This window comes from Mesorhizobium sp. B2-4-13 (assembly GCF_006658535.1).
GTDB classification, from domain to species: Bacteria; Pseudomonadota; Alphaproteobacteria; order Rhizobiales; family Rhizobiaceae; genus Mesorhizobium; species Mesorhizobium australicum.
Window position 1 is genome coordinate 130,790 of record NZ_VFVB01000003.1, and the last position, 22,139, is coordinate 152,928.

The 22,139-nt window shown below is 63.0% G+C and carries 22 protein-coding genes; 13 read left to right on the top strand and 9 right to left on the bottom strand.

Annotated features, from left to right (window positions below):
* Positions 1 to 48 precede the first annotated feature (48 nt).
* Positions 49 to 1,371: an MFS transporter gene (locus FJ936_RS08670; protein ID WP_140715589.1), complete on the bottom strand. Its 1,323-nt coding sequence runs from the start codon at positions 1,369 to 1,371 to the stop codon at positions 49 to 51.
* 206 nt (positions 1,372 to 1,577) lie between these two features.
* On the opposite strand from FJ936_RS08670, the gene cyoA reads away from it, so the two are divergent.
* The 9 genes from cyoA (at position 1,578) to FJ936_RS08715 (ending at position 10,627) form a co-directional block, all read left to right on the top strand.
* Positions 1,578 to 2,759 carry a ubiquinol oxidase subunit II gene (gene cyoA / locus FJ936_RS08675; RefSeq protein ID WP_141906377.1) on the top strand — a complete coding sequence of 394 codons (1,182 nt, stop codon included), beginning with the start codon at positions 1,578 to 1,580 and terminating at the stop codon, positions 2,757 to 2,759.
* A gap of 10 nt (positions 2,760 to 2,769) precedes the next feature.
* Entirely contained in the window at positions 2,770 to 4,767 is a 1,998-nt protein-coding gene (cyoB, locus tag FJ936_RS08680) for a cytochrome o ubiquinol oxidase subunit I (RefSeq protein ID WP_141906378.1), read from the top strand.
* Positions 4,764 to 5,396: a cytochrome o ubiquinol oxidase subunit III gene (gene cyoC, locus FJ936_RS08685; protein ID WP_210241814.1), complete on the top strand. Its 633-nt coding sequence runs from the start codon at positions 4,764 to 4,766 to the stop codon at positions 5,394 to 5,396. Before cyoB ends, cyoC begins: the two co-directional genes overlap by 4 nt.
* Entirely contained in the window at positions 5,393 to 5,770 is a 378-nt protein-coding gene (cyoD, locus tag FJ936_RS08690; RefSeq protein ID WP_140793967.1) for a cytochrome o ubiquinol oxidase subunit IV, read from the top strand. The genes cyoC and cyoD overlap by 4 nt, the downstream gene beginning before the upstream one ends.
* The gene (locus tag FJ936_RS08695; RefSeq protein WP_140793969.1) at positions 5,767 to 6,573 is read left to right on the top strand and encodes an SURF1 family protein; all 807 of its coding nucleotides are present in this window, start codon (positions 5,767 to 5,769) and stop codon (positions 6,571 to 6,573) included. Before cyoD ends, FJ936_RS08695 begins: the two co-directional genes overlap by 4 nt.
* Positions 6,570 to 7,922 (top strand): ATP-binding protein, encoded by a 1,353-nt coding sequence (locus tag FJ936_RS08700; RefSeq protein ID WP_140793971.1) that lies wholly within the window; start codon positions 6,570 to 6,572, stop codon positions 7,920 to 7,922. The genes FJ936_RS08695 and FJ936_RS08700 overlap by 4 nt, the downstream gene beginning before the upstream one ends.
* Positions 7,912 to 8,448: a response regulator transcription factor gene (locus FJ936_RS08705; RefSeq protein WP_140793973.1), complete on the top strand. Its 537-nt coding sequence runs from the start codon at positions 7,912 to 7,914 to the stop codon at positions 8,446 to 8,448. Before FJ936_RS08700 ends, FJ936_RS08705 begins: the two co-directional genes overlap by 11 nt.
* A 229-nt stretch (positions 8,449 to 8,677) precedes the next feature.
* Positions 8,678 to 9,286 (top strand): isochorismatase family cysteine hydrolase, encoded by a 609-nt coding sequence (locus tag FJ936_RS08710; RefSeq protein ID WP_015316470.1) that lies wholly within the window; start codon positions 8,678 to 8,680, stop codon positions 9,284 to 9,286.
* A 78-nt stretch (positions 9,287 to 9,364) separates the two neighbouring features.
* A complete protein-coding gene (locus FJ936_RS08715; RefSeq protein WP_141906379.1) occupies positions 9,365 to 10,627 on the top strand; it encodes a DUF763 domain-containing protein in 1,263 nt (420 codons plus the stop codon).
* 7 nt (positions 10,628 to 10,634) lie between these two features.
* Here FJ936_RS08715 and FJ936_RS08720 read toward each other — a convergent pair whose 3' ends face one another.
* On the bottom strand, positions 10,635 to 10,835 hold the full coding sequence (locus FJ936_RS08720; RefSeq protein ID WP_015316472.1) for a KTSC domain-containing protein: 201 nt from the start codon (positions 10,833 to 10,835) through the stop codon (positions 10,635 to 10,637).
* A 70-nt stretch (positions 10,836 to 10,905) separates the two neighbouring features.
* Complete coding sequence (locus FJ936_RS08725) at positions 10,906 to 11,343, bottom strand: GFA family protein (protein WP_015316473.1); 438 nt, start codon at positions 11,341 to 11,343, stop codon at positions 10,906 to 10,908.
* Between the two features lie 167 nt (positions 11,344 to 11,510).
* On the opposite strand from FJ936_RS08725, the gene FJ936_RS08730 reads away from it, so the two are divergent.
* Positions 11,511 to 12,122, top strand: coding sequence for an alpha-ketoglutarate-dependent dioxygenase AlkB (locus tag FJ936_RS08730; protein ID WP_015316474.1), 612 nt, complete (start codon positions 11,511 to 11,513; stop codon positions 12,120 to 12,122).
* A 160-nt stretch (positions 12,123 to 12,282) separates the two neighbouring features.
* Here the strand turns inward: FJ936_RS08730 and FJ936_RS08735 are convergent, their stop codons facing one another.
* Both FJ936_RS08735 and FJ936_RS08740 read right to left on the bottom strand, forming a co-directional pair.
* Positions 12,283 to 13,104 (bottom strand): DUF1236 domain-containing protein, encoded by an 822-nt coding sequence (locus tag FJ936_RS08735; protein WP_141906595.1) that lies wholly within the window; start codon positions 13,102 to 13,104, stop codon positions 12,283 to 12,285.
* Between the two features lie 123 nt (positions 13,105 to 13,227).
* Entirely contained in the window at positions 13,228 to 14,013 is a 786-nt protein-coding gene (locus FJ936_RS08740; protein ID WP_140821131.1) for an SDR family oxidoreductase, read from the bottom strand.
* Between the two features lie 98 nt (positions 14,014 to 14,111).
* Here FJ936_RS08740 and uxuA point away from each other — a divergent pair, with 98 nt between their 5' ends.
* Both uxuA and FJ936_RS08750 read left to right on the top strand, forming a co-directional pair.
* Positions 14,112 to 15,296: a mannonate dehydratase gene (gene uxuA, locus FJ936_RS08745; protein ID WP_015316477.1), complete on the top strand. Its 1,185-nt coding sequence runs from the start codon at positions 14,112 to 14,114 to the stop codon at positions 15,294 to 15,296.
* A gap of 319 nt (positions 15,297 to 15,615) precedes the next feature.
* The gene (locus FJ936_RS08750) at positions 15,616 to 16,962 is read left to right on the top strand and encodes an FAD-binding oxidoreductase (protein ID WP_140792937.1); all 1,347 of its coding nucleotides are present in this window, start codon (positions 15,616 to 15,618) and stop codon (positions 16,960 to 16,962) included.
* A 160-nt stretch (positions 16,963 to 17,122) separates the two neighbouring features.
* Here FJ936_RS08750 and FJ936_RS08755 read toward each other — a convergent pair whose 3' ends face one another.
* From FJ936_RS08755 to FJ936_RS08770, 4 genes are read right to left on the bottom strand one after another with little or no spacing between them, the layout of a single operon-like run.
* Positions 17,123 to 17,920, bottom strand: coding sequence for an N-formylglutamate amidohydrolase (locus FJ936_RS08755; RefSeq protein WP_015316479.1), 798 nt, complete (start codon positions 17,918 to 17,920; stop codon positions 17,123 to 17,125).
* A complete protein-coding gene (locus FJ936_RS08760) occupies positions 17,920 to 19,242 on the bottom strand; it encodes a glutamine synthetase (protein ID WP_141906380.1) in 1,323 nt (440 codons plus the stop codon). The genes FJ936_RS08755 and FJ936_RS08760 overlap by 1 nt, the downstream gene beginning before the upstream one ends.
* Positions 19,239 to 19,886: an isochorismatase family cysteine hydrolase gene (locus FJ936_RS08765; protein WP_141906381.1), complete on the bottom strand. Its 648-nt coding sequence runs from the start codon at positions 19,884 to 19,886 to the stop codon at positions 19,239 to 19,241. The genes FJ936_RS08760 and FJ936_RS08765 overlap by 4 nt, the downstream gene beginning before the upstream one ends.
* Entirely contained in the window at positions 19,883 to 20,821 is a 939-nt protein-coding gene (locus FJ936_RS08770) for a MurR/RpiR family transcriptional regulator (RefSeq protein WP_140715566.1), read from the bottom strand. Before FJ936_RS08770 ends, FJ936_RS08765 begins: the two co-directional genes overlap by 4 nt.
* Positions 20,822 to 20,979: 158 nt before the next feature.
* On the opposite strand from FJ936_RS08770, the gene FJ936_RS08775 reads away from it, so the two are divergent.
* On the top strand, positions 20,980 to 22,020 hold the full coding sequence (locus tag FJ936_RS08775) for an ornithine cyclodeaminase (protein ID WP_141906382.1): 1,041 nt from the start codon (positions 20,980 to 20,982) through the stop codon (positions 22,018 to 22,020).
* Positions 22,021 to 22,139 lie beyond the last annotated feature (119 nt).

Here is a 22,139-nt window from a genome sequence, read left to right on the forward strand (position 1 = left end):
GCAGCGGCTCCGGCGACGCTCGCTGACCCTTCCGGCCATTTATAGAGTTCAGTCGGTCGGACGGTCCGCGACCGAACGCCGCCCGTCGATCCACAAGGCAAGCAAGGTGCAGGCCGCGCCCGAGAGCAGGTAGGCGCCCGCCGCGATGAGGCCGAAATTGCCGGCCAAAAGCAGGGCTGCGAGCGGCGCGAAGCCGGCGCCGAACATCCATGCAAGATCCGAGGTTATCGCCGAGCCGGTATAGCGATAGTGCCGCGAAAAGCTCGATGCGACGACGCCCGACGATTGCCCGAAACTCAGCCCCAGCAGGATGAAGCCCAGCACCATGAACAGGGCCTCCCCAACGGTGCCGCCATCCAGAAGCTGCGGGGCAAAGCCGCTGAACGTCGCGATGGCGATCGCCGAACCGCCGAGCAGCGCACGGCGTCCGACACGATCGGCCAGTGGCCCCGATGCGACGATAGCCGCGATACCGAACAGAGCGCTCACCGCCTCGATCGTCAGGAAGCGCGCCGGCCCCTCATTGGTGAACAGGAACACCCAGGAGAGCGGAAACACCGTCACCATGTGGAACAGGGCGAAACTCGCCAGCGGCGCGAAGGCGCCGATGACGACGTTGCGGCCTTCGGCCCTGATCGTATCCCTGATGCGCGTCGGCTGCAGGTCGCCGCTCTCGTACAATCTTGAAAATTCGGGCGTCACCACAATGCGCAGCCTGGCAAACAGGGCCACGACATTGATGGCGAAGGCGACGAAGAAAGGATATCGCCAGCCCCAGGCAAGGAAGTCGTCGGCCGACAGGTTGGCGACGAAGAAAGCGAAGAGGGAACTCGCCACGATGAGGCCGATCGGCGCGCCGAGTTGCGGGATCATGGCGTAGAAGCCGCGCCGGTTCTGAGGCGCGTTCAGCGCCAGCAGCGAGGGAAGTCCGTCCCAGGTTCCGCCGAGCGCCACGCCTTGCCCGATGCGGGCCAGCGCCAGAAGCCAGATCGCAAGCGCGCCGATATCGCCATAGGCGGGAAGGAACGCGATGGCGACGGTCGAGGTGCCGAGCAGGAACAGCGCGATCGTCAATTTCGCCCCGCGGCCATAGGCGCGATCGACGGCCATGAACAGAACGGAGCCGAACGGACGGGCGATGAAGGCCAGTGCGAAAATGGCGAAGGAGTAGAGCGTTCCGACGAGCGGGTCGTGCGTCGGAAACACCAGCTTTGGGAACACGATGACGGACGCGATCGCATAGACGAAGAAGTCGAAGAATTCCGACGTCCTGCCCACGATCACGCCGACCGCGATATCGCCCGCGCTGACCTGGCCGTGGTCCGAGCCGATCAGCCCGCTGTTTGTTTCGGCAGTCGAAGTCTGAGCCATCTTGTCCGTCGCCACCGCGTGGAATGAAATATCTGGGACCCAATCATAGGGATTCCATTGTGCGCTGCACACTGTGCCAGACCCACCCCGGCTGGGCATTGGACAAATTGTCCAATGTCAGCGCGCCGCCGCCGGCAGTAGCCCTTTGTTGATACCGCACCGCAACATCCCTCCACGTTGCGGCGGTCCATCGAGGGCAGCATCTGATGAAACGATTTGGGGCCTTGCTTCTGTTTCCCCTGACCGGGCTGTTGAGCGGCTGCGATATGGTCGTGCTCGCGCCGGCAGGCGATGTCGCGGCCCAGCAGCGCGACCTGCTGGTGGTCTCGACCTTGCTGATGCTGATCATCATCGTGCCGGTCATGGCGCTGACTGTCTTTTTCGCCTGGCGCTACCGGCACTCCAATGCCTCGGCGACCTATGCACCGGATTGGGATCATTCGACGAAACTGGAACTGGTGATCTGGGCAGCACCGCTTCTCATCATCATATGCCTTGGCGCACTGACCTGGCTCGGCACGCATTTGCTCGACCCGTACCGCCGGATCGACAGGATCGAACCCGGCCAGCCCGTCACCCAGTTGAACAAGCCGCTCAGGGTCGAGGTCGTGGCGCTCGACTGGAAATGGCTGTTCATCTATCCCGATTACGGCATCGCTGCCGTCAACGAGCTGGCGGCGCCGGTCAACCAGCCGATCGACTTCCGCATCACCTCCTCGGCGGTGATGAATTCCTTCTACATTCCAGCCCTCGCCGGGCAGATCTATGCCATGCCGGGCATGGAGACGAAGCTGCACGCCGTCATCAACCGGCCGGGCACCTATAGCGGTTTCTCCGCCAATTATAGCGGCGCCGGCTTTTCGGGCATGCGCTTTGCCTTCCAGGGCCTATCCGATGATGCCTTCAGCCAGTGGGTGGCACAGGCCAGGACCGCGTCGGCGGCGCTTAACCGCGACAGTTATCTCGAACTCGAAAAGCCGAGCGAGAACGAAACCGTCCGCCACTACGCCTCCGTCGATCCCGACCTCTATGGTGCCATCCTCAATCTGTGCGTCGAGCGCGGCAAGATGTGCATGGACGAGATGATGTCGATCGACGCCAAGGGCGGTCTCGGCCTTGCGGGCGTGCGCAACACCTTGCCGCTGCAATATGACAAGCTCGCGCGGCGCGGCGCGGTGTTCGGAAACGATCCCTCCTATGTCGCCAGCATCTGCACGGCGGAGGAGGCCGCTGCCGTCTCGCGCGCGTCGCGCGATGCCCGGCCGACCTATTGGCCGGCGAAGAACCTGTCCCCGCTGCGCGGGGCGGGACTGCTCCGGCCCCGGACAGACAGCCGCAGCGCGGCGGCCGATACGCCGGCCCTCGGCCTGCTGCGGCGCGAATTGTGAGAGACTTGCGATGCCCCATACGCTGACCAAATTCATTTTCGGCCGCCTCACCTGGGACTCGCTGCCGCTGCATGAGCCGATCGTTGTCGCCACCTTCGCCGCGGTGGCACTCGGCGGCATCGCGCTTCTCGGCGTCATCACCTATTTCAGGCTGTGGGGCTACCTGTGGCGTGAATGGTTCACCAGCGTCGACCACAAGAAGATCGGCATCATGTACATGGTGCTGGGGCTGGTCATGCTGCTGCGCGGCTTCTCGGACGCCATCATGATGCGCCTCCAGCAGGCCATCGCCTTCAATGGCTCCGAGGGCTACCTGAACTCACATCACTACGACCAGATCTTCACCGCCCATGGCGTCATCATGATCTTCTTCGTGGCGATGCCCTTCGTAACCGGGTTGATGAATTTCGTCGTGCCGCTGCAGATCGGCGCCCGCGACGTCTCCTTTCCGTTCCTCAACAATTTCTCCTTCTGGATGACGGTCGGCGGCGCAATCCTCGTCATGGCCTCGCTGTTCGTCGGCGAATTCGCCCGCACCGGCTGGCTCGCCTATCCGCCGCTCTCCGGCATGGGCTACAGTCCCGACGTCGGCGTCGACTATTATATCTGGGCGCTGCAGGTGGCGGGTGTCGGCACGACGCTGTCGGGCATCAACCTGATCTGCACCATCATCAAGATGCGCGCGCCCGGCATGACGATGATGCGCATGCCCGTCTTCACCTGGACGTCGCTCTGCACCAACGTGCTGATCGTCGCCTCCTTCCCGGTGCTGACGGCGGTGCTCTCGCTGCTGGCGCTCGACCGCTATGTCGGCACCAACTTCTTCACCAATGACTTCGGCGGCAATCCGATGATGTATGTGAACCTCATCTGGATATGGGGTCACCCGGAAGTCTACATCCTCATCCTGCCGCTGTTCGGCGTCTTCTCCGAAGTCACCTCGACCTTCTCCGGCAAGCGCCTGTTCGGCTACACCTCGATGGTCTACGCCACGGTGGTCATCACCATCCTGTCCTATCTCGTCTGGCTGCACCACTTCTTCACCATGGGCTCCGGCGCCAGCGTCAATTCCTTCTTCGGCATTACGACGATGATCATCTCGATCCCGACGGGAGCGAAGATCTTCAACTGGCTGTTCACAATGTACCGGGGCCGCATCCGCTTCGAACTGCCGATGATGTGGACGGTGGCCTTCATGCTCACCTTCACCGTCGGCGGCATGACCGGCGTGCTGCTTGCCGTGCCGCCGGCGGATTTCGTGCTGCACAACAGCCTGTTCCTGATCGCGCACTTCCATAACGTCATCATCGGCGGCGTGCTGTTCGGGCTGTTCGCCGGCATTGCCTACTGGTGGCCCAAGGCCTTCGGGTTCAAGCTCGACCCGTTCTGGGGCAAGGTCTCGTTCTGGTGCTGGGTGGTCGGCTTCTGGTTCGCCTTCATGCCGCTCTACGTGCTCGGGCTGATGGGCGTGACACGCCGCATGCGGGTATTCGATGATCCCTCGCTGCAGATATGGTTCGTCATCGCCGCCTTCGGCGCGGTGCTGATCGCCTGCGGCATCGCCGCCTTCCTGATCCAGATCTTCGTCTCCATCCGCAGGCGCGAGGCGCTTGCCGATCCGACCGGCGATCCATGGGACGGCCGCACGCTCGAATGGTCGACCTCCTCGCCGCCACCTGCCTACAATTTCGCCTTCACACCTGTCATTCGCGACAACGATGCCTGGTTTGACATGAAGCAGGCCGGCTACACCAGGCCGCTCGCCGGCTTCAAGCCGATCCACATGCCCAGCAATACCGGCACCGGTGTCATCCTGGCCGCCTTCAGCGTCGCGCTCGGCTTCGCCCTGATCTGGTACATCTGGTGGCTGGCGGCGCTGAGCTTCGTTTGCCTCATCGCCACCGCGATCGGCCACACCTTCAACTATCACCGCGACTTCCACATTCCGGCAGCCGAAGTCACTCGGACGGAAGAGGCGAGGACGACGCTCCTCGGGGCTGGGGTTTGAGCATGGCATCGACAGCAATCACGGCCGGCACCGAACCGGTCTTTCACCTGGAAGAGGAGCATGCGCACGCCGAAGGCGGCTCCACCATGCTCGGCTTCTGGCTCTATCTCATGAGCGACTGCCTGATCTTCGCGATGCTGTTCGCCGCCTATGGCGTGCTTGGCGGCAACTACGCGGCCGGGCCGGCGCCCAAGGACCTGTTCGACCTCGATCTGGTGGCGGTCAACACCGCCATGCTGCTCTTCTCCTCGATCACCTATGGCTTCGCCATGCTGACCATGGACAAGGGTCGCATAGGGGCGACGCAAGCCTGGCTCGCCGTCACCGGCCTGTTCGGCCTGGCGTTCCTGTCGATCGAGCTCTACGAATTCTCGCACATGATCCATGAAGGCGCGACACCGCAGCGCAGCGCCTTCCTGTCGTCTTTCTTCACCCTGGTCGGTACGCACGGCCTGCATGTCACCTTCGGCATCGTCTGGCTGGTGACGCTGATGACCCAGGTCGCACGATTTGGCCTCGTCGAGGCGAACCGCCGCCGGCTGATGTGCCTCTCGATGTTCTGGCATTTCCTTGACGTCGTCTGGATCGGCGTCTTCACCTTCGTCTATCTGATGGGAATGTTGCGATGAGCGCTCATGATCATGCCGAGGGTCACGGCCATGCCCATGGAGGAGCAGCACACGGATCGTTCCGGAGCTATCTGACCGGCTTCATCCTGTCATTGATCCTGACCGCCATCCCGTTCTGGCTGGTCATGAGCGGTGCCATCGACGACAAGCAGGCGACGGCCATCGTCATTATGGCCTTCGCGGTCGCGCAGATCGTCGTCCACATGGTCTTCTTCCTGCATATGAACACCACCTCGGAAGGCGGATGGTCGATGCTGGCGCTGATCTTCACGCTGATCCTGGTCGTGATCGTACTGACCGGCTCGCTCTGGGTGATGTATCATCTCAACGCCAACATGATGCCGGGGCTGCACGACATGCGCGAGATGCCATGAGCCCGGTTGCGGGCTCTGGGAGAACCAACACCGAGGCGACGGGCATCGGTCCGCGGCCCGCGTCGCAAGAGGGCGCCGGCCGGTCGTCCGCATCGCGCCTTGTCCTTGTGCTGCTCGGGCTCCTCGGCGTGCTGGTGTTTGTCGGGCTCGGCATATGGCAGCTGGAGAGGCGGGCCTGGAAGCTCGACCTGATCGCCCGTGTCGACCAACGCATTCATGCCCCGGTTTTCGAAGCGCCTGGCCCGGAGAGCTGGAACGGCATCACCGCAGCCCGCTACGAATACAGCCATGTGCGATTGGCCGGACGCTTCCTGGGCGGCGCCAACACGCTGGTCCAGGCGGTGACGGAGCTTGGCGGCGGCTATTGGGTGCTGACGCCGATGCGGACCGACAGTGGCTTCGTCGTGCTGGTCAATCGCGGCTTCATTCCCCCGGAGCGCAAGGCCGAGTTCGGACAAGAGAGCGGCGGCTCAACCGCGCCGGTCATCATCGATGGACTGTTGCGCATGAGCGAGCCAGGCGGTGGCTTCCTGCGCAAGAATGACACCACGGGCAATCGCTGGTATTCGCGGGATGTCGCTGCCATCGCAACCGCGCGCGGCCTGACGGATGTCGCACCCTATTTTGTTGATGCTGAGGCATCCGGCATCGACGGCTGGCCACACGGCGGGCTGACCGTCGTGACTTTCCGCAACAGCCACGTCATCTATGCTTTGACCTGGTTCACGCTCGCTGCGATGCTTGCCCTCGCCCTGGCCAGGCCGATGACCGGCCGCCCCCAGCGGCAAGGACCAGCAAGATGAGCGTCCCCACGCAAGCGCTCCGCCGCGACAAATCGCTGGTGACGGCGTCCCTTGCCGCCAACAATGGCGCGGTACCAAATCCCGAAGCAACGAACAGGAAGAACTTGTTCCTGCTCATCCAACTGCGTTGGCTGGCGGTGGCGGGTCAGGTGCTCACCATTCTGGCGACGCAATACTGGTTCGAGATCCCGCTGCCGCTGGCGAAGATGGCCGGCGTTGTGCTTTTCCTGGTTGGCCTCAACATCTTCAGCTTGCTGGTCCTGCGCGGTATCAGGCCGATCACCAACACCCAGCTCTTCGTCGCGCTCATCTTCGACATGGCGGCACTGACGACGCAGCTTTACCTGAGCGGCGGCGCGTCCAATCCGTTCGTATCGCTCTACCTTCTGCAGATCACGCTCGGCGCGGCACTGCTGACCCCAAGGTTTACCTGGATCCTGGTGGCGGCCGCGTCGGCCTGCTTCGTCTTCCTCATCTTCCTTTTCCAGCCGATCGCCATCCCGCATCATGGCGGCAGCGATCTCCTGTCCCTGCATATCAGGGGCATGTTCATCTGCTTCGTGCTGGCCGCCGGCCTGATCGTGATCTTCATGACGCGCATCGACCGCAACCTGCGCGAACGTGATGCATATCTCGCCGACCTGCGCCAGCGCTCGGCCGAGGAGGACCACATCGTGCGCATGGGCCTGCTGGCCTCCGGCGCCGCGCACGAATTGGGTACGCCGCTTGCCACGATATCCGTCATCCTGTCCGACTGGCGCCAGATGCGCACCCTTGCACGCAACCGCGAACTGGCGGCCGACATGGCCGAAATGCGGGCGCAGATCGAGCGCTGCAAGCGCATCGTGTCCGGCATTCTGATGTCTTCCGGCCAGGCCAGGGGCGAGGGAACGATACGCACCACCATTCGCGGTTTCCTCGACGATCTGGTCGAGGAATGGCGCATCAGTCGCCAGCCATTCAAGCTGGAATACACGAACGATTTCGACCCGGACGAGCAGATCGTGTCCGACACGGCGCTGAAGCAGGTCATCTTCAACGTGTTCGACAACGCCCAGGAAGCGTCGCAGGCTTGGGTCGGCGTCACTGCCGAGCGGCAGGGCGACAAGCTGGTGATCGCCGTGCGCGATCGCGGGCCGGGTTTCGACGAGACTATTCTGGCAGCGCTTGGCCAGCCCTATATGTCGAGCAAGGGACGGCCAGGGGGCGGTCTTGGTCTTTTCCTTGTCATGAATGTGGTCCGGAAACTGGGAGGCGATTTTTCCGCGCGCAACATGGAGCAGGGCGCCTGTGTTACGCTTTCGCTGCCGCTCGCGGCGCTGACCGACGGAGATGATCATGAGGCCTGATCGATCCCTCTTTATCGTCGAGGACGACGCGACCTTCGCCAAGACGCTGAAGCGCTCCTTCGAAAAGCGCGACTACGACGTCATGGTCTGCCATGACAGGGAAGCCTTGCTCGGCGCCCTCGAAAAAGCCGTTCCGGCTTATGCCGTGGTCGATCTCAAGCTTGGAGCCGGCGGTTCCGGGCTGGAGTGCGTCAAGCTGCTCAGCGCCCGCGATGCGTCGATCAGGATCGTCGTGCTGACAGGGTTTGCCAGCATCGCCACGGCGGTCGAGGCGATCAAGCTCGGCGCCAGCCATTACCTGGCCAAACCCGCCAATACCGATGACATCGAAGCCGCCTTCGGCCGTGCCGAGGGCGACGTTTCCGTACCGCTTTCCAGCCGGCCCACCTCGATCAAGAACCTGGAGTGGGAGCGCATCCACGAAACCCTGGTCGAAACCGGCTTCAACATCTCCGAGACGGCGCGCCGGCTTGGCCTGCACCGGCGCACTCTGGCCCGCAAGCTCGAGAAGCGTGTGGTGAGATAGCGGGAAGGTCCGGCGAGCCGCGGTGCCGCTCTCGGCACAGCCTTAAAAGAGGACCGCCCCACAGCTCCAACAGTTTTATGCGAGCGCCTCCGTTCACCGCGGCGGAGACGCCGGCCATCCGCGTCGGTTCCTGCCGGCGGCTCAGGAACGAGTTCCCGCATGCGGCGTTGCGTATCCGGATGGCAGTGCCGGAAGTCATGAGAACGCACCGCCGGTCGGAGATGCGTTGATGTCGATGCCAGGCTTGGCTTATGGCCCATTGGGCGACCGGTGCATGCATGTCTGTGTGGATATGCAGAAGCTGTTTGCCGAACCGTCGCCTTGGGCGACACCCTGGATAACCCGTGTCTTGCCTCAAATTGAGAGGTTGGTCGAAAGGCGTGCGGAACAGACGGTTTTCACGCGCTTCCTGCCTGCGCAAAGGCCGGGACAAGGCGCTGGTACATGGAAGCGCTATTATGAGCGCTGGGCCTCGATGGCGATCGACAATATCGGGCCGGAGATGATCGAATTGTTGCCGGCGCTCGCCGCTTACTGTCCGCCGGCGGCAGTCATCGACAAGCACATCTATTCCCCCTGGTTCGAAGGGCGCCTCAGGGCCTTTCTGATGGAACGCGAGATCGACACGCTGGTCGTCACGGGAGGCGAAACCGATGTATGCGTCCTAGCCACCGTGCTCGGCGCCATCGATTTCGGCTATCGCGTGGTGCTCGTCACCGACGCATTGTGCAGCTCTTCCGACGCAACGCATGACGCGCTGCTTACCGTCTATCACCAGCGCTTCGCGCAGCAGGTCGAGACAGTCGAGATGGAAACGGTTCTCTCGAACTGGACTTGACGCCAGTGTAGCGTCAGCCTTCCCTGCGGGGTCTGTAGTGCTTATCTGTCCCAATCGCGGACATTGGAGCAGGCAAACGTGGCGCAACGATCGGGCAGTGCTGATCTTCCCCTTCACGGTGGACGCGTGCCGAAATGGCTGGGCGACCGCATGACGCGTCTCGGTGCCGTCATGTGCGAGGCGATCATCCATCACTATGGCCGCAACGAATTGCTGCGGCGTCTGGCGCATCCGTTCTGGTTCCAGTCCTTCGGCGCGGTCATGGGCATGGATTGGCATTCGTCCGGCATCACCACCAGCGTCGTCGGCGCCTTGAAACGCGGCCTCACGCCGCTGTCGGGCGAACTCGGTATCCACGTCTGCGGCGGCCGTGGAGCGCATTCGCGCAAAACCCCCCACGAGCTTGCCGCCATTGGCGAGCGCATCGGCTTCGACGGAGCCCGCCTTGCAACCGCAAGCCGGCTTGTCGCCAAGGTGGACAGCGCCGCCGTTCAGGACGGGTTCGATCTCTATCTGCATGGCTTCATCGTCACCGACGACGGCGACTGGGTGGTGGTGCAGCAAGGCATGAACGGTGACAGCAAGGTGGCGCGCCGCTATCATTGGCTGTCCGAAGGTTTGAAGAGTTTTGTCGACCAGCCGCATGCCGCCATCGAAGGCGCCAACCAGGGCGAGATCGTCAACCTGACCGACCGCCGCGCCGAAGCCTCGCGCCAGGGACAGCTTGATCTCCTCCAGGATCTTGGGCCGGACCGCATCCTTCGGGAGTTCGCCGCGCTGGAGCCCGGTACGGCACCGGCTCCGGTGCAGCCCCTGCTGCCGCATCTGATCATGCCGGCTCATCACGACGTTCGCGAAAGCGACGTCGTGATGCATCGCCTTCATGGCAACATGGCCGCCGCCGCGGAGCGAGGTCCAGCCGATTTTGCCGAGCTTCTCCTGGTTCCGGGCGTAGGCGCCCGCACGGTGAGGGCACTCGCTCTCGTTGCCGAAGTGGTGCATGGCACGCCTTGCCGATTTTCGGACCCGGGTCGTTTTTCGCTGGCGCATGGCGGCAAGGACAGGCATCCGTTCCCTGTACCGCTCAAGGTCTATGACGAGACGATCGGCGTGCTGAAGTCCGCCGTGCAAAAGGCCAGGCTCGGTCGCGAAGAGGAAATCGGCGCCCTGAGGCGGCTCGACCATCAGTCGCGGCAGGTCGAGCGATACGTCACGGGTCCCAGCCTCAAGGAAATTGTCGCCGGCGAATTCGACCAGTCGCATCTGCTTGGCGGCCGCAGTGTCTTTGGTTGGGAACCGGCGCCGGATGAGTTGAGCGCCGACGAGAACAGGAAGGCGTGACGGGGCATCACGCCACGCGACGGTACCTGTGGTGGTCCTTGATGAATTTATTGAAGAAGCGGCCTTTCGAAGGAGCGCGCATGAACGCCGCATAGGTAGCCGGGGCGACGTCCTCATAGTCATAGCGGTTGCCGTGCGGCACGAACCAGACCGAGAGGATCCTGGTCGCGGGATCGTATTGCGTGTTTCGAATGACGGTCGATGGCATGCTGGCACCTGACGGCTCAGCCAAATAACCCGCCAGGCGTGGTGCGGTTCCGTGCCGCCATCCGACATTGCTACCTGTCGCTTGGGTTGCCGAACTTCGCATCGCGTTTCCTCGAATATCGATCGATGCGCGGCAGCTTGTCGGCAAAGTCGACCCAAGGCAGCCTGAGGTCCCAATAGGCATGGGCCTGTGGCCGCAGCCCTTCGGGTTTGTCGAAGAATCCGATCGTCAGATAAAGCTCGTCCGGCAGCCCTTCGTCGCTATAGCCTATCGAACTCCCGCAGTCGGGACAGAAAGTGCGGATAACACCCGGCGTCTTGGAAAAGGCCTTTGGCGCCCCCCTCAAAAGATTGAATTGGCTCGGCCGATACCCGACCCAGACGGTGAGTGGACTGCCGATGGCCCGTCGGCAATCGTCATCGTGATCGTAGCATATCCAGAAAGGCTCACCGTCCATGGTGGCGGCGATCGCCCCGCAAAAGCAGGCCCCGGTTTCAACGCGCGGCATCCGGCACTCCAAGGCTAGAACGTGCCCGGCGGCCCCCGACGGAACCGCCGTTGCTAAACTTTCACGCTCCTCCCGCGGTTCCGTTGCGCCGGTTTTGGGACGTATCCAGGGCGGGCAAGCGCGGTTCCCATATTGTCTTGTGGTCCGGCCTTCACCATCTAGGCAAAATGTCGCCGCTCAAACCGAAAACAGCCGGCCGTGTGGCCCAGCACGATCTCTTCGGTGCCGCTCAGGATGATCTGCCGGAGGGTTTCGCCTACCAGACCGGACTGATCACGCCACAGGACGAAATCGAACTCGTCCATCATCTAGAGGCACTGCCCTTCAAGGCCTTCGACTTCCATGGCCATCTGGCAAACCGGCGTGTCGTCGGTTTTGGCCTTCGCTACGATTATGACCGGCGCGAGGTGGTCGAGGCACCGCCGATACCTGATTTTCTGCTGCCCTTGCGCGAAAAGGTCGCGGCTTTTGCGCGCCGGCCGGCCGAAACCTTCGCGCAGGTCTTGATCAACGAGTACCGGCCCGGCGCCGGTATCGGCTGGCACCGCGACAAGCCGCATTTCGAGGATGTCGCGGGCGTTTCGCTGCTGGCGCCCTGCGATTTTCGCCTTCGGCGCAAGAATGGGTCTAAATGGGAGCGTCGGACCATCACTGTCGAGCCGAGATCGGCCTATCTCATGACGGGGCCGTCGCGGTCGCAATGGGAGCACAGCATCCCGCCGCTTGCCGAGCACCGCTACTCGATTACCTTGAGGACATTGCGGCCTCGCAATCCCTGAGCATGCGCAGAGGTTTGCACGGGAAGTTCCGCATCATCTCGCCATAGTGCTCAACCCGACCCGCGTGCAGCGGGGCGGGTTGAACGATCCTGTGCTCTAACTCTTTGTTTTTACGCAATTCCGAACGGAAAACCGCTACGCACTTTTCCCTGGAATTGCCCTAGGTCAGCACCAGCACGATTTTGTATGTATCCGGATCGACGATCACGATCCGGCCGTCGGCGAGAACGAAATACTCGTACGCCTCGTAGGCCGGAACGATCTTCACGATGCGAGCCGGCAAGCGATGCAGCCTGACCTTGTGCCGCGGAACTTCGATGCCGACGGAGACGTCGAAGTCGACGTTCGTGACCGGCTCGACCTTGGTTTCCCTGATCACATGAGTGATCTGGGTCTTCTGTTCAACCGTCACATTGTTGATGGAAGCGGTCGAGGTCTTGTCCTGCGTGGAGGCCTTGCCTTGGGCCTGCTGATCGGTCTGGACCTTTGTCTTGTCCTGAGCCTGCTGATCGGTGGTGGTGCCGGCCTTGTCCTGTGCCTGCTGATCGGTCTGGACCTTTGTCTTGTCCTGAGCCTGCTGATCCGTTGTGGTGCCGGCCTTACCCTGTGCCTGCTGGTCGGTCTGGACCTTGGTTTTGTCCTGGGCCTGCTGGTCGGTCTTGGTGCCAGCCTTGCCCTGCGCCTGCTGGTCCGTCTGGATCTTCGTCTTGCCCTGGGCCTGCTGGTCCGTGGTGGTGCCGGCCTTGCCCTGGGCCTGCTCCTCTGTCTTGGCCTTGGTCTTGTCCTGAACCTGCTGATCAGTCTGGGACTTGGTGCCCTGTGCCTGCTCCTTCATCTTCGAGCCCTTCTGGCAGTTGGTCGTGCCGGAAGCGCAATTTGTGTCCGCTCCTGATTGGCTATCGGCGGGCTGCTGCGTCTGAGCCATCGCCGTCCCGCAGCCTAGCCCGATCGCCAGCATGCTGGTAATGAGAACATGTTTCATAGGAAATCTCCTTCGGAGAGTTCGTCCCTTCAAGGAGTAAAACTTCGGCCAAAAAAGATTGTTCCGAACTGGCTGCGTTAATGCACCACTCCCGATTGGGTCCCGAGATCGATCTTAACGGTCTTACTTCACGCCGATGCCGGCGGTGAGGCCGCCATCTATCTTGTAGTCGGCGCCTGTGCAGAAGCCGGCCTTCGACGAGCACAGGAAAGCGATGAGTTCCGCCACTTCCTCCGGTTCGCCGATGCGGCCGAGCGGATGGGCCGCGCCGAAGCGCCTGTAGGCCTCTTCCACGTCGGCATCGCTGCCGCCGTCGCCACGCGCGGCCTTTTCGAGGATCGGTGTGCGGATCGAGCCCGGGCTGACCGAATTGACCCTTATGCCGGACGCGGCATAGTCGAGTGCCAGCGAACGCGTCAGCGTATGAATGGCGCCCTTGGTCGTGGCATAGGCGGCAACGTTCTGCTGGCAGGCGAAGCCCTGCACCGAAGCGACGTTGACGATGGCGCCGCCGCCACGCTTGATCATTTCCGGGATGCCGAAATGGGCGGTCAGATAGATCGAGCCGACATTGATCGTCATAGCCCGGTTCCACGTTTCCCAGTCGGTTGTCGTCGCCGTTCCGTAGGGATGCACCGCCGCCGAATTGACGATGACGTCTATGCCGCCGAATTTCGCCACGCCGGCCACGACCGCGTCGCGAACCTGCTCGGAAACGGAGACGTCAACCGTTTGCACCAGCGCATCGGCTCCGGACTTGGCGAGGCTTTCCTGCATGGCGGCGTTGGCCGCGCTGTCGATCCCGCAGGCGACGATCGCGGCGCCCCCAGCCGCCAGGCGTTTGGCGGCTGCCAGGCCGATACCGGTCGTTCCTGTCACCAATGCCACCTTGCCGTCAAAATCCTTCATCGCGGAAGCTCCTTCATTGCTATCGAAACCGGCTCTCAGTTTGACACTCATCGTGGTCAAACAATAGGTTGCCCGTCTCTCGCAGAAAGGAAGTGGCCATGGAACAGTGTTGGCGTTGGTACGGTCCCGATGATCCGGTGACGCTTGAACATGTCAAACAGGCTGGCGCCACCGGCGTGGTTTCAGCGCTTCACCATATCTATGATGGCAGGGCCTGGCCTGAGGCCGATGTGCTCGAACGCAAGCGCATCATCGAGGCGGCTGGGTTGACCTGGTCGGTCGTCGAGAGCATTCCGGTTCACAATTCCTTCAAGATCGGCGCGCCGGAGCGCGAGCGCTATGCCGGCTATTATCGCGACAGCATCCGCGCTCTCGCGAAGGCCGGCATCCAGACGATCTGCTATAATTTCATGCCTGTGGTCGACTGGACTCGCACCGACCTGGCCTACCGGCTGCCGACGACCGGTTATGCCTTGCGCTTCGACGCCATCGACTTCGCTGCCTATGATCTCTTTGTCTTGCAGCGCAAGAACGGCGCGGCAAGCTATACGCCGTCACGTATTGCTCAGGCCGAGGAGCGCCTGAAGGCGCTGACACCGGAGCAGATCGGCCAGATCGAGCGCAATCTGATCGCCGGCCTGCCGGCTACGGAGCGTAGCTATAACAGGGACAGTTTCCGCGAGGCGCTGGCGGAATACGACGCGATTGGGCCTAAGGAACTGCGCGACAATCTTGCCTGGTTCCTGCGCGAGATCATCCCGGCGGCCGAAGAGGCGGGTGTGCGTATGTGCATCCACCCGGACGATCCGCCCTTCTCGCTTTATGGCCTGCCGCGCGTCGTTTCGACGGCCGAGGATGCGCGTTTCATCCTCGAGACGGTCGACAGCCCGGCCAATGGTTTGACGTTCTGCACCGGCTCTTACGGTACGCGCGCCGACAACGACATTGTCGCCATGGTCAAGGAATTCGCCGACCGCATCCATTTCGTCCATCTGCGCAACATCACCATCGAGGAGGACGGTTCGTTCTACGAGGCCGAGCATCTCGAGGGGGGCACCGACATGGCGCATGTCATCCTCGCTTTGATGCAGGAAGAGAAGCGCCGTCGCGGAGAAGGCCGAGCCGACTGGCAAATTCCGATGCGGCCCGATCATGGCCATCTGCTTGCCGACGACATCGGCAAGAAGAAGATCAACCCCGGCTATTCGCTCATCGGCCGGCTGAAAGGCCTCGCGGAACTGCGCGGCATCATGCGTGCGGTGGAGCGGTTCGGGCTGGCCTGAAGTCATCGGGCGGCAAGCTATCGTTTGCGATCTTTCGCCGGAATGTCGCGACAGGTCTGAGCGAGCGCTTCGCTTCGTCCGGCATTCGCGTGCCCTAGCCACCCGATTGTCGATGAAGCCAGGGCTGCCCTACGACGAGAAGCGGCCTCGACGGGTGGTCAACAATTTCATCGAGCTGGCACGCAAATTTTCGAGGCCGGTCGTGTAGTGCTCGTCGGCGCACTTCACGCTTGGCCAGTGTCCGACGAAAGCGGGCGACTTTCGCGCCACTGGGACCAGCCATCGGCGCGGGGCACGCTTATGAGAAAAGGACAGTCCTTTGACGATCTTCCCTTTCACCGAAGCCAGTCCGATCCAGTTCCAGGCGCCGCTGCCGAAGACGTCGGATGTGGTCATTGTCGGCGGTGGCATCATCGGCGTGACCGCGGCCTTGTTCCTGGCCCGTCGCAACATACCGGTGACCTTGCTGGAGAAGGGACGCATCGCCGCGGAGCAGTCCTCGCGCAACTGGGGCTGGATTCGCCAGCAGGGCCGCGACGCGGACGAATTGCCCATCGTCATCGAAGCGCAGCGTCTCTGGCGCCAACTGGCCGAGGAGTGCGGCGAGGACATAGGCTTGACGCAGACGGGCGTGACCTATCTTGCGCGGACCGACAAGGAGATGGCCGGCTTCGCCAAGTTCCTGAAGATCGCCGAGGCCCATGGCGTCGACACGCGCCTCCTCGACCAGGGCGAGACCGCCAAGCTGATCCCGGCCATGTCACGCCCCTTCAAGGGCGCCATGACCACGCCGTCGGACATGCGTGCCGAGCCCTGGGTCGCCGTGCCGGCGCTTGCCCGCCTGGCCGCTCGCCAGGGTGTCACAATCATCGAGAACTGTGCGGCACGCATGCTCGACATCTCCGCAGGGCGTATCAGTGGTGTCTGGACCGAACGAGGCCGCATCGCCACCTCGAACGTGCTTGTCGCCAGCGGTGCCTGGACGTCGCTGTTCCTGCGCGCGCATGGCGTCTCGATCCCGCAGCTCAGTGTCCGCACGACCGTCGCGGCGACCGCGCCTATGCCGGAAATCCATGCCGGCGCCGCCGCGGACGAACGCATCGCCTTCCGGCGTAGAAAGGACGGCGGGTACACGCTCGCGGCGGGAGGCAGCCACCTGCTCTATGTCGGGCCGGATGCATTGCGTCACGCACCGAAATACCTGCCTGCCCTGAAGGCAAATCCTTTCGGCACGCGCTACCTGCCGGCGGCGCCGCGCGCATATCCGGACAGCTGGTCCACCCCGCGCAAATGGGATGCCGACAAGGAAAGCCCGTTCGAACGCATGCGCGTTCTCAATCCTGCCCCGGAACCCAGGGCCCTTCGCGCCATCGATCATGGGTTCAAGGCGCTTTTTCCGCAATTCGAGGCGGTGCCGCTCAGGGCAAGCTGGGCCGGCATGATCGATGCGATGCCGGATGTCGTGCCTGTGGTCGATCGCGCCGCAACGGTCGATGGCCTCGTCATCGCCACTGGGATGAGCGGCCATGGCTTCGGCATAGGGCCTGGCATGGGCCGCGTCCTGTCCGACTTGATCCAGGGCAACGAGACTGGGCACAACCTTCACAGGTTCCGTCAATCCCGGTTCAGCGACGGCAGCCCTATCCGGATGGGACCATCGCTTTAGGCGAAATTGCCCTGACGCCGGTTGGGGCGGCAGGTCAGGTCGGGCGACCTGATTGTGAGCTTTCGGGAGGTTGTACATTCGGATCGGACCATCCCCATCACGCGAGCGCCGCGCTGATGGCGAGAAGCGCGGCTTGCCGACCTGCGCCGTGGTCGCGGCGTCACCTCCGCACCGGCTGAGATGCCTCCGTCTCGTGCGCCGGCAGCGCCGCCGCCAGCCGGTCCGCCCATTCCTTGATGCCCGACCGTGTCGACAACAAGTCCTGCCTGATCTCGACAAGGACGGCGGGGATGCCGCGATCATCGCCATGGATGGGTACGGCGTAGTCGGCATCGCGGCTGATCACATAGGGTACGTTGGCCGCGACGTTGAGTGCGGCGTCGGTGCGCAGGCCCGAAAGGATCGCCGCTGCGAGATCGGCTGCATGACCATGCAGCACACCCGCATGCCAAGGCCTGGCGACACCCAGGAACACCGGTGTGAAGGAATGGATCGTCACGATCCGCGTCGGCCGGCCCTCGGCCACACGGCGATCGAGGTGCGCGGCCACCCGCTCATGGAACGGCGAAAACATGATTTCCGCGCGCCGGTCTCGTTCCGCTCCGTCGACGCCGGCATTGCCGGGAATGTCAGTGTCTTCCGACAGCACCGGAATGCTGCCCAGGCTGCCCAGTGGCCGGTTGAGATCGATCAGCAGTCGGGAATAGCCGCTGAGAAAGGCCGCTGCATCAAGCCGTGCCGATAACAGGCGCGTCACCTCCGCGGCGCCGATGTCCCAAGCGATGTGGCGCTGCAGATGGCTGGCATCGAGCCCGAGCCGGCGGTACTCCGCCGGCATATGGTTGGACGCATGCTCGCACAGCAGCACGATCTCGCAACGGCCATGCTCGTTGAGCACCTCGACGGCTTCGGGCCAATCTTCTTGGGGGCGCGAGCTTTTTTCGGCCTGCGCAGTCATCAATAAAGCGTCCGGTAGAGATCGCAGATGGCAGCCGGATCAAGGCCTGCCAGGCGCTCGGCTTCATGCTGCTTCAACCCGACGAAGGTCTCGATGAAGATCGGGGCGAACCATCCCGTAACGGTCTTGTCGGCCAGGAGCGCATCCAGTGCCGCCGGCAAGGTCTCGGGAAGCCGCACCAGACCGAGTTCCGCCCGTTCCGTCTCGCTCATCAGCGTCGGGTCGCCAGTGACCAGCGGCGGTGATGGCAAGTCCGCCTTCAGCCCCTCCAGCCCGGCGCGGATGATCGCCGCCAGCGACAGATAGGGATTGCCGGTTGCGTCGGCCGCCCGATACTCGACATTGTACTGCCGTGCCGGATCGCGTCCGCCGATCGTCACCGTCGGACAAATGCGGAGCGACGCCTCGCGGTCGCGGTCGGCGAGCCAGGTGTAGGACGAACTCCAACTGTGCGGCTTAAGGCGATAGAAGGACGACACGCTCGACGCCGTCATGGCGGTCATGGCGGGCAGATGGCGCAGCACGCCGGCGCAGAAGGCGCCAGCCTTGGCGGACAGGCCGCCGGGACGCGCCGGATCGTAAGTTGCCGGCTTGCCGGCTTCGTCGACGAAGCTGAAATGGATGTGCACGCCGTTGCCGACGGCATCCGGGGCGACCTTGGGCGCGAAGCTCGCGCGCCAGCCGGCATTGCGTGCCACTTCGCGCGTGATTTCGCGGATGGCGACGGCGCGATCTGCTGCCGTGAGCGCATCGGCCGGCTCGTGCGTCACTTCGAATTGCTCACTGCCGAATTCGGCGATGACCACTTCGGGGCCGACACCTGCCTCTTCGAGTGCCGCCATCAGATTGGGGGCGAACGGGTCGGTGCGGCGCAGGGCGGCAAAGGACATCGAATGTGCCGGCGCGAAGCTGCCGCCGGCAATGTTGAATTCGTGCTCGAAGGCGGCGATGACGGAAAGGCCGGTGGCCGCCTTCAATTCCGCCAGCGCATCCCGGAGCATGGTCCGCGTGCAGCCGAGCCACGGGCTGCCATCGAGCTCGACGATGTCGCCGGCCACCATGTCGAAGGGCGTCGCCGATCCCGTCCGCTCGGTGCGGAAGCGCGCCTTGATATCCGGGATCAGCCGAAGGTCGCCGGACGAGCCCCAGGGATTGGGATCGACGATCGAATTGAACGGCGTCATCGACAGATTGGCCTGCAGCCAGCCGACCCCTGTCGCGGCGGTCTTTTGCAATCTGCTTTCGAGCACGAAGCGGCCCCGCGTAATGGCGGAGAGATCCGTGGTGACGACGGCGACGAGAGGCTCGACGGCAGATGTCATGCCTTTTTTCCCAGAGCGTTGAAGCGGTCGACGACGGTGTCGGTGTCCGTGACCCAGCAATAGCCGCCAAAGGCCTTCAGCGCGATGTCGTGGCGCTCCTGGGTAATGGTGGCGCAGGCATCCGATACGCAGGTGACGAGATAGCCGCGGTCGGCGCCGTCGCGCACCGTCATGTCGACGCACTGGTCGGTCAGCACGCCGACCACGACGAGATAGCGGATGCCAAGGTTTTTCAGCAGGTAGTCGACATTGGTCGAGTTGAAGATGCCCGACGAGGTTTTCGGCAGCATGATCTCGTCGCCGACCGGCGCCAGCGATGGCACTGGCAGGCCTTCGGGGAGGCTGGGCGCAACATGGATCGGCGTCAGCTTGTGGTCAAGCGAGCGGTCGCGGCCGTCTTCGGTCAGGCTCTGGATGATGGTGTGCAGCACTTCGACGCCATTGGCCCTCGCCGCCGCCAGCAGGCGCTCCTGGTTGGGGATCGTCTGCGAGCATGTCTGCCGGTAGAAATAATGATCGGGTCCGCGTTCTGGATGCGAAGGATCGGCACCCGGCTCCAGCCAGATGCGTTGCATGTCGACCAGCAGCAGCGCTGTCTCGCCGGTACGAAAAGCTTCGTCTCGCTTGGGTAGGGCTTGGGTCATGCCTTCTCGTCCTGCTTTGCTGCTTTGGGTCCAGGTATCTTGCGCGGTCCTGATGTCTTGCGCATGCCGCTCCCTTCCGCATCGCTGTCGAGCGTCACCGCATTGGCGTGCCGCACTTTCTCGATCCTCTCGATGCGAGCCCGAGCGTCATCGCCCAGCGTCGAAACGATCTGGGCCGTCAGCGCCTCCATCTGTGCGATCGCCGGCGCCAGCGTGTCATAGGGCGAGGCGACTTCGAGCGGGCTGACGATCGTGACTTCGGCAAGATCCGATATCGGTGACAGCCATTGGTCGGTGAACAGAAGAATGCGTACATCGAGCGCGGCGGCTTGGCGCGCATAGGCCATCACGTCGAACTGGTAGCGGCGATAGTCGAAGACGACGAGCACGTCGCGACGACCGAGGTCGGCCAGCGTGTCGAACGACTGCGGAGAGAGCACGCCGAGATCGCGGACCCCGGTGCGGAACTGCACGAGATATCCAGCCAGCATCCCGGCGATGTGGCGGCTGAACCGGCCGCCGACCAACAAGATTTCGCCCTTGGCCTCCATCAAAAGGCGGGCGGCACGCTCGTAGGTCTGGACCGGTGTCGCCGCGGTGGCTTTCTGCAGGGCCGTGGTAACGGAATCGAGATAGGCAAGCACCGCGCTGTCACTGGAACCGCTTTGCCGCTTGGTCTCCATCATCAACAGCGGCGAATGCAGCCTGGCCTCGACCTCGGCGAGCAGCTTTGCCTGAAAGTCCGGGAACCCTTCATAGCCGAGCTTGACGACCAGCCGGACAACGGTGGGATCGCTGACGCCGGCGCGTCGCGCAAGCGACGATGCGGTACCGAGGCCCGAGGTCGGATAGTCCGTCAGCAGCAGCCTGACGATCTTTTCTTCCGACGGCGTCAGCGCCAGATCCCCGCGCATCAAAACATCGCGTATCGCCATAGGCCTCCCCTGAAATATATACTGTGTCGAGTCTATTTCAGATATTTTAATTATGGTCAATAATGAAGAGGTATTGACATACTTTCCGAGACTGCCGACGATGATGAAGGCGTACAACCCGCATCGCCAGGGCTGACTGGTGTACCGGCAAGGAACAAATGATACCCAATCTCAACATCGTGCCGTTCGTCAGCGTCGACAATATGATGAAGCTCGTGCTCAGGATCGGCGTCGAGCGGTTCCTGGTTGAGCTCGCCGGCTATATCGAGGACGACTTCCGCCGCTGGGAGCTCTTCGACAAGACCCCGCGCGTCGCTTCGCACAGCGCCGAGGGCGTTATCGAGCTGATGCCGACCAGCGACGGCGAGGTCTATGGTTTCAAATATGTCAATGGTCATCCCAAGAACATGCGCGAGGGCCGCCAGACCGTGACTGCCTTCGGCATGCTGGCCGACGTCCACAACGGCTATCCCGTGTTGCTGTCCGAGATGACCATTCTGACCGCACTGCGCACGGCGGCCATGTCGGCCCTTGCCGCGAAGCACTTGGCGCCGGCCGAGTCCTGCTGCATGGCGCTGATAGGCAACGGCGCCCAGGCTGAGTTCCAGGCGCTGGCCTTCAAGGCACTGCTCGGCGTCGACAGGCTGCGGCTTTACGACATCGACCGTTCGGCAACACAGAAATGCATTCGCAATCTCGCCGGCCTCGGCTTCGACATGACGGCCTGCACGAGCGCGCAGGAAGCGGTTGAGGGTGCGGACATCATCACCACCGTCACCGCCGACAAGCAGTACGCCACCATCCTGACCGACAACATGATCGGCTCGGGCGTACATATCAACGCCGTTGGCGGCGACTGCCCCGGCAAGACCGAACTGCACCGCGACATCCTGCTGCGCTCCGACATTTTCGTCGAATACCCGCCGCAGACCCGCATCGAAGGCGAGATCCAGCAGCTCGCGCCGGATCATCGGGTGACTGAGCTGTGGCAGGTGGTCACCGGCGCCGTTCAGGGCCGGCGCGACGCCGGCCAGATCACGCTGTTCGATTCGGTGGGTTTCGCTATCGAGGACTTTTCGGCGTTGCGCTATGTCAGGGATCAACTGAGGTCGACCGGCCTGTACCAGGAGCTCGATATGCTCGCCGACCCCGACGAGCCACGCGACCTGTTCGGCATGCTGCTCAGGGCAGCCCAATAGCGTGGAGGTCGCGCGCCTGCTGGCGGTCCGTATCTGCGCGAATGATCGCGGTCATTGTCAGCTTGCCGGCGCGCGCGCAAAAATTGTTCATCGCGGCGGTCTCGAAGGGCCGATCGTTT

What these genes read in the sequence shown, in the direction of transcription:
- FJ936_RS08670 (WP_140715589.1), bottom strand. Translation starts at nt 1,371, where the DNA reads ATGGCTCAGACTTCGACTGCCGAAACAAACAGCGGGCTGATCGGCTCG.
- cyoA (WP_141906377.1), top strand. Translation starts at nt 1,578, where the DNA reads ATGAAACGATTTGGGGCCTTGCTTCTGTTTCCCCTGACCGGGCTGTTG.
- cyoB (WP_141906378.1), top strand. Translation starts at nt 2,770, where the DNA reads ATGCCCCATACGCTGACCAAATTCATTTTCGGCCGCCTCACCTGGGAC.
- cyoD (WP_140793967.1), top strand. Translation starts at nt 5,393, where the DNA reads ATGAGCGCTCATGATCATGCCGAGGGTCACGGCCATGCCCATGGAGGA.
- FJ936_RS08695 (WP_140793969.1), top strand. Translation starts at nt 5,767, where the DNA reads ATGAGCCCGGTTGCGGGCTCTGGGAGAACCAACACCGAGGCGACGGGC.
- FJ936_RS08700 (WP_140793971.1), top strand. Translation starts at nt 6,570, where the DNA reads ATGAGCGTCCCCACGCAAGCGCTCCGCCGCGACAAATCGCTGGTGACG.
- FJ936_RS08705 (WP_140793973.1), top strand. Translation starts at nt 7,912, where the DNA reads ATGAGGCCTGATCGATCCCTCTTTATCGTCGAGGACGACGCGACCTTC.
- FJ936_RS08710 (WP_015316470.1), top strand. Translation starts at nt 8,678, where the DNA reads ATGTCGATGCCAGGCTTGGCTTATGGCCCATTGGGCGACCGGTGCATG.
- FJ936_RS08720 (WP_015316472.1), bottom strand. Translation starts at nt 10,835, where the DNA reads ATGCCATCGACCGTCATTCGAAACACGCAATACGATCCCGCGACCAGG.
- FJ936_RS08725 (WP_015316473.1), bottom strand. Translation starts at nt 11,343, where the DNA reads ATGCCGCGCGTTGAAACCGGGGCCTGCTTTTGCGGGGCGATCGCCGCC.
- FJ936_RS08730 (WP_015316474.1), top strand. Translation starts at nt 11,511, where the DNA reads ATGTCGCCGCTCAAACCGAAAACAGCCGGCCGTGTGGCCCAGCACGAT.
- FJ936_RS08735 (WP_141906595.1), bottom strand. Translation starts at nt 13,104, where the DNA reads ATGAAACATGTTCTCATTACCAGCATGCTGGCGATCGGGCTAGGCTGC.
- FJ936_RS08740 (WP_140821131.1), bottom strand. Translation starts at nt 14,013, where the DNA reads ATGAAGGATTTTGACGGCAAGGTGGCATTGGTGACAGGAACGACCGGT.
- uxuA (WP_015316477.1), top strand. Translation starts at nt 14,112, where the DNA reads ATGGAACAGTGTTGGCGTTGGTACGGTCCCGATGATCCGGTGACGCTT.
- FJ936_RS08755 (WP_015316479.1), bottom strand. Translation starts at nt 17,920, where the DNA reads ATGACTGCGCAGGCCGAAAAAAGCTCGCGCCCCCAAGAAGATTGGCCC.
- FJ936_RS08760 (WP_141906380.1), bottom strand. Translation starts at nt 19,242, where the DNA reads ATGACATCTGCCGTCGAGCCTCTCGTCGCCGTCGTCACCACGGATCTC.
- FJ936_RS08765 (WP_141906381.1), bottom strand. Translation starts at nt 19,886, where the DNA reads ATGACCCAAGCCCTACCCAAGCGAGACGAAGCTTTTCGTACCGGCGAG.
- FJ936_RS08770 (WP_140715566.1), bottom strand. Translation starts at nt 20,821, where the DNA reads ATGGCGATACGCGATGTTTTGATGCGCGGGGATCTGGCGCTGACGCCG.
- FJ936_RS08775 (WP_141906382.1), top strand. Translation starts at nt 20,980, where the DNA reads ATGATACCCAATCTCAACATCGTGCCGTTCGTCAGCGTCGACAATATG.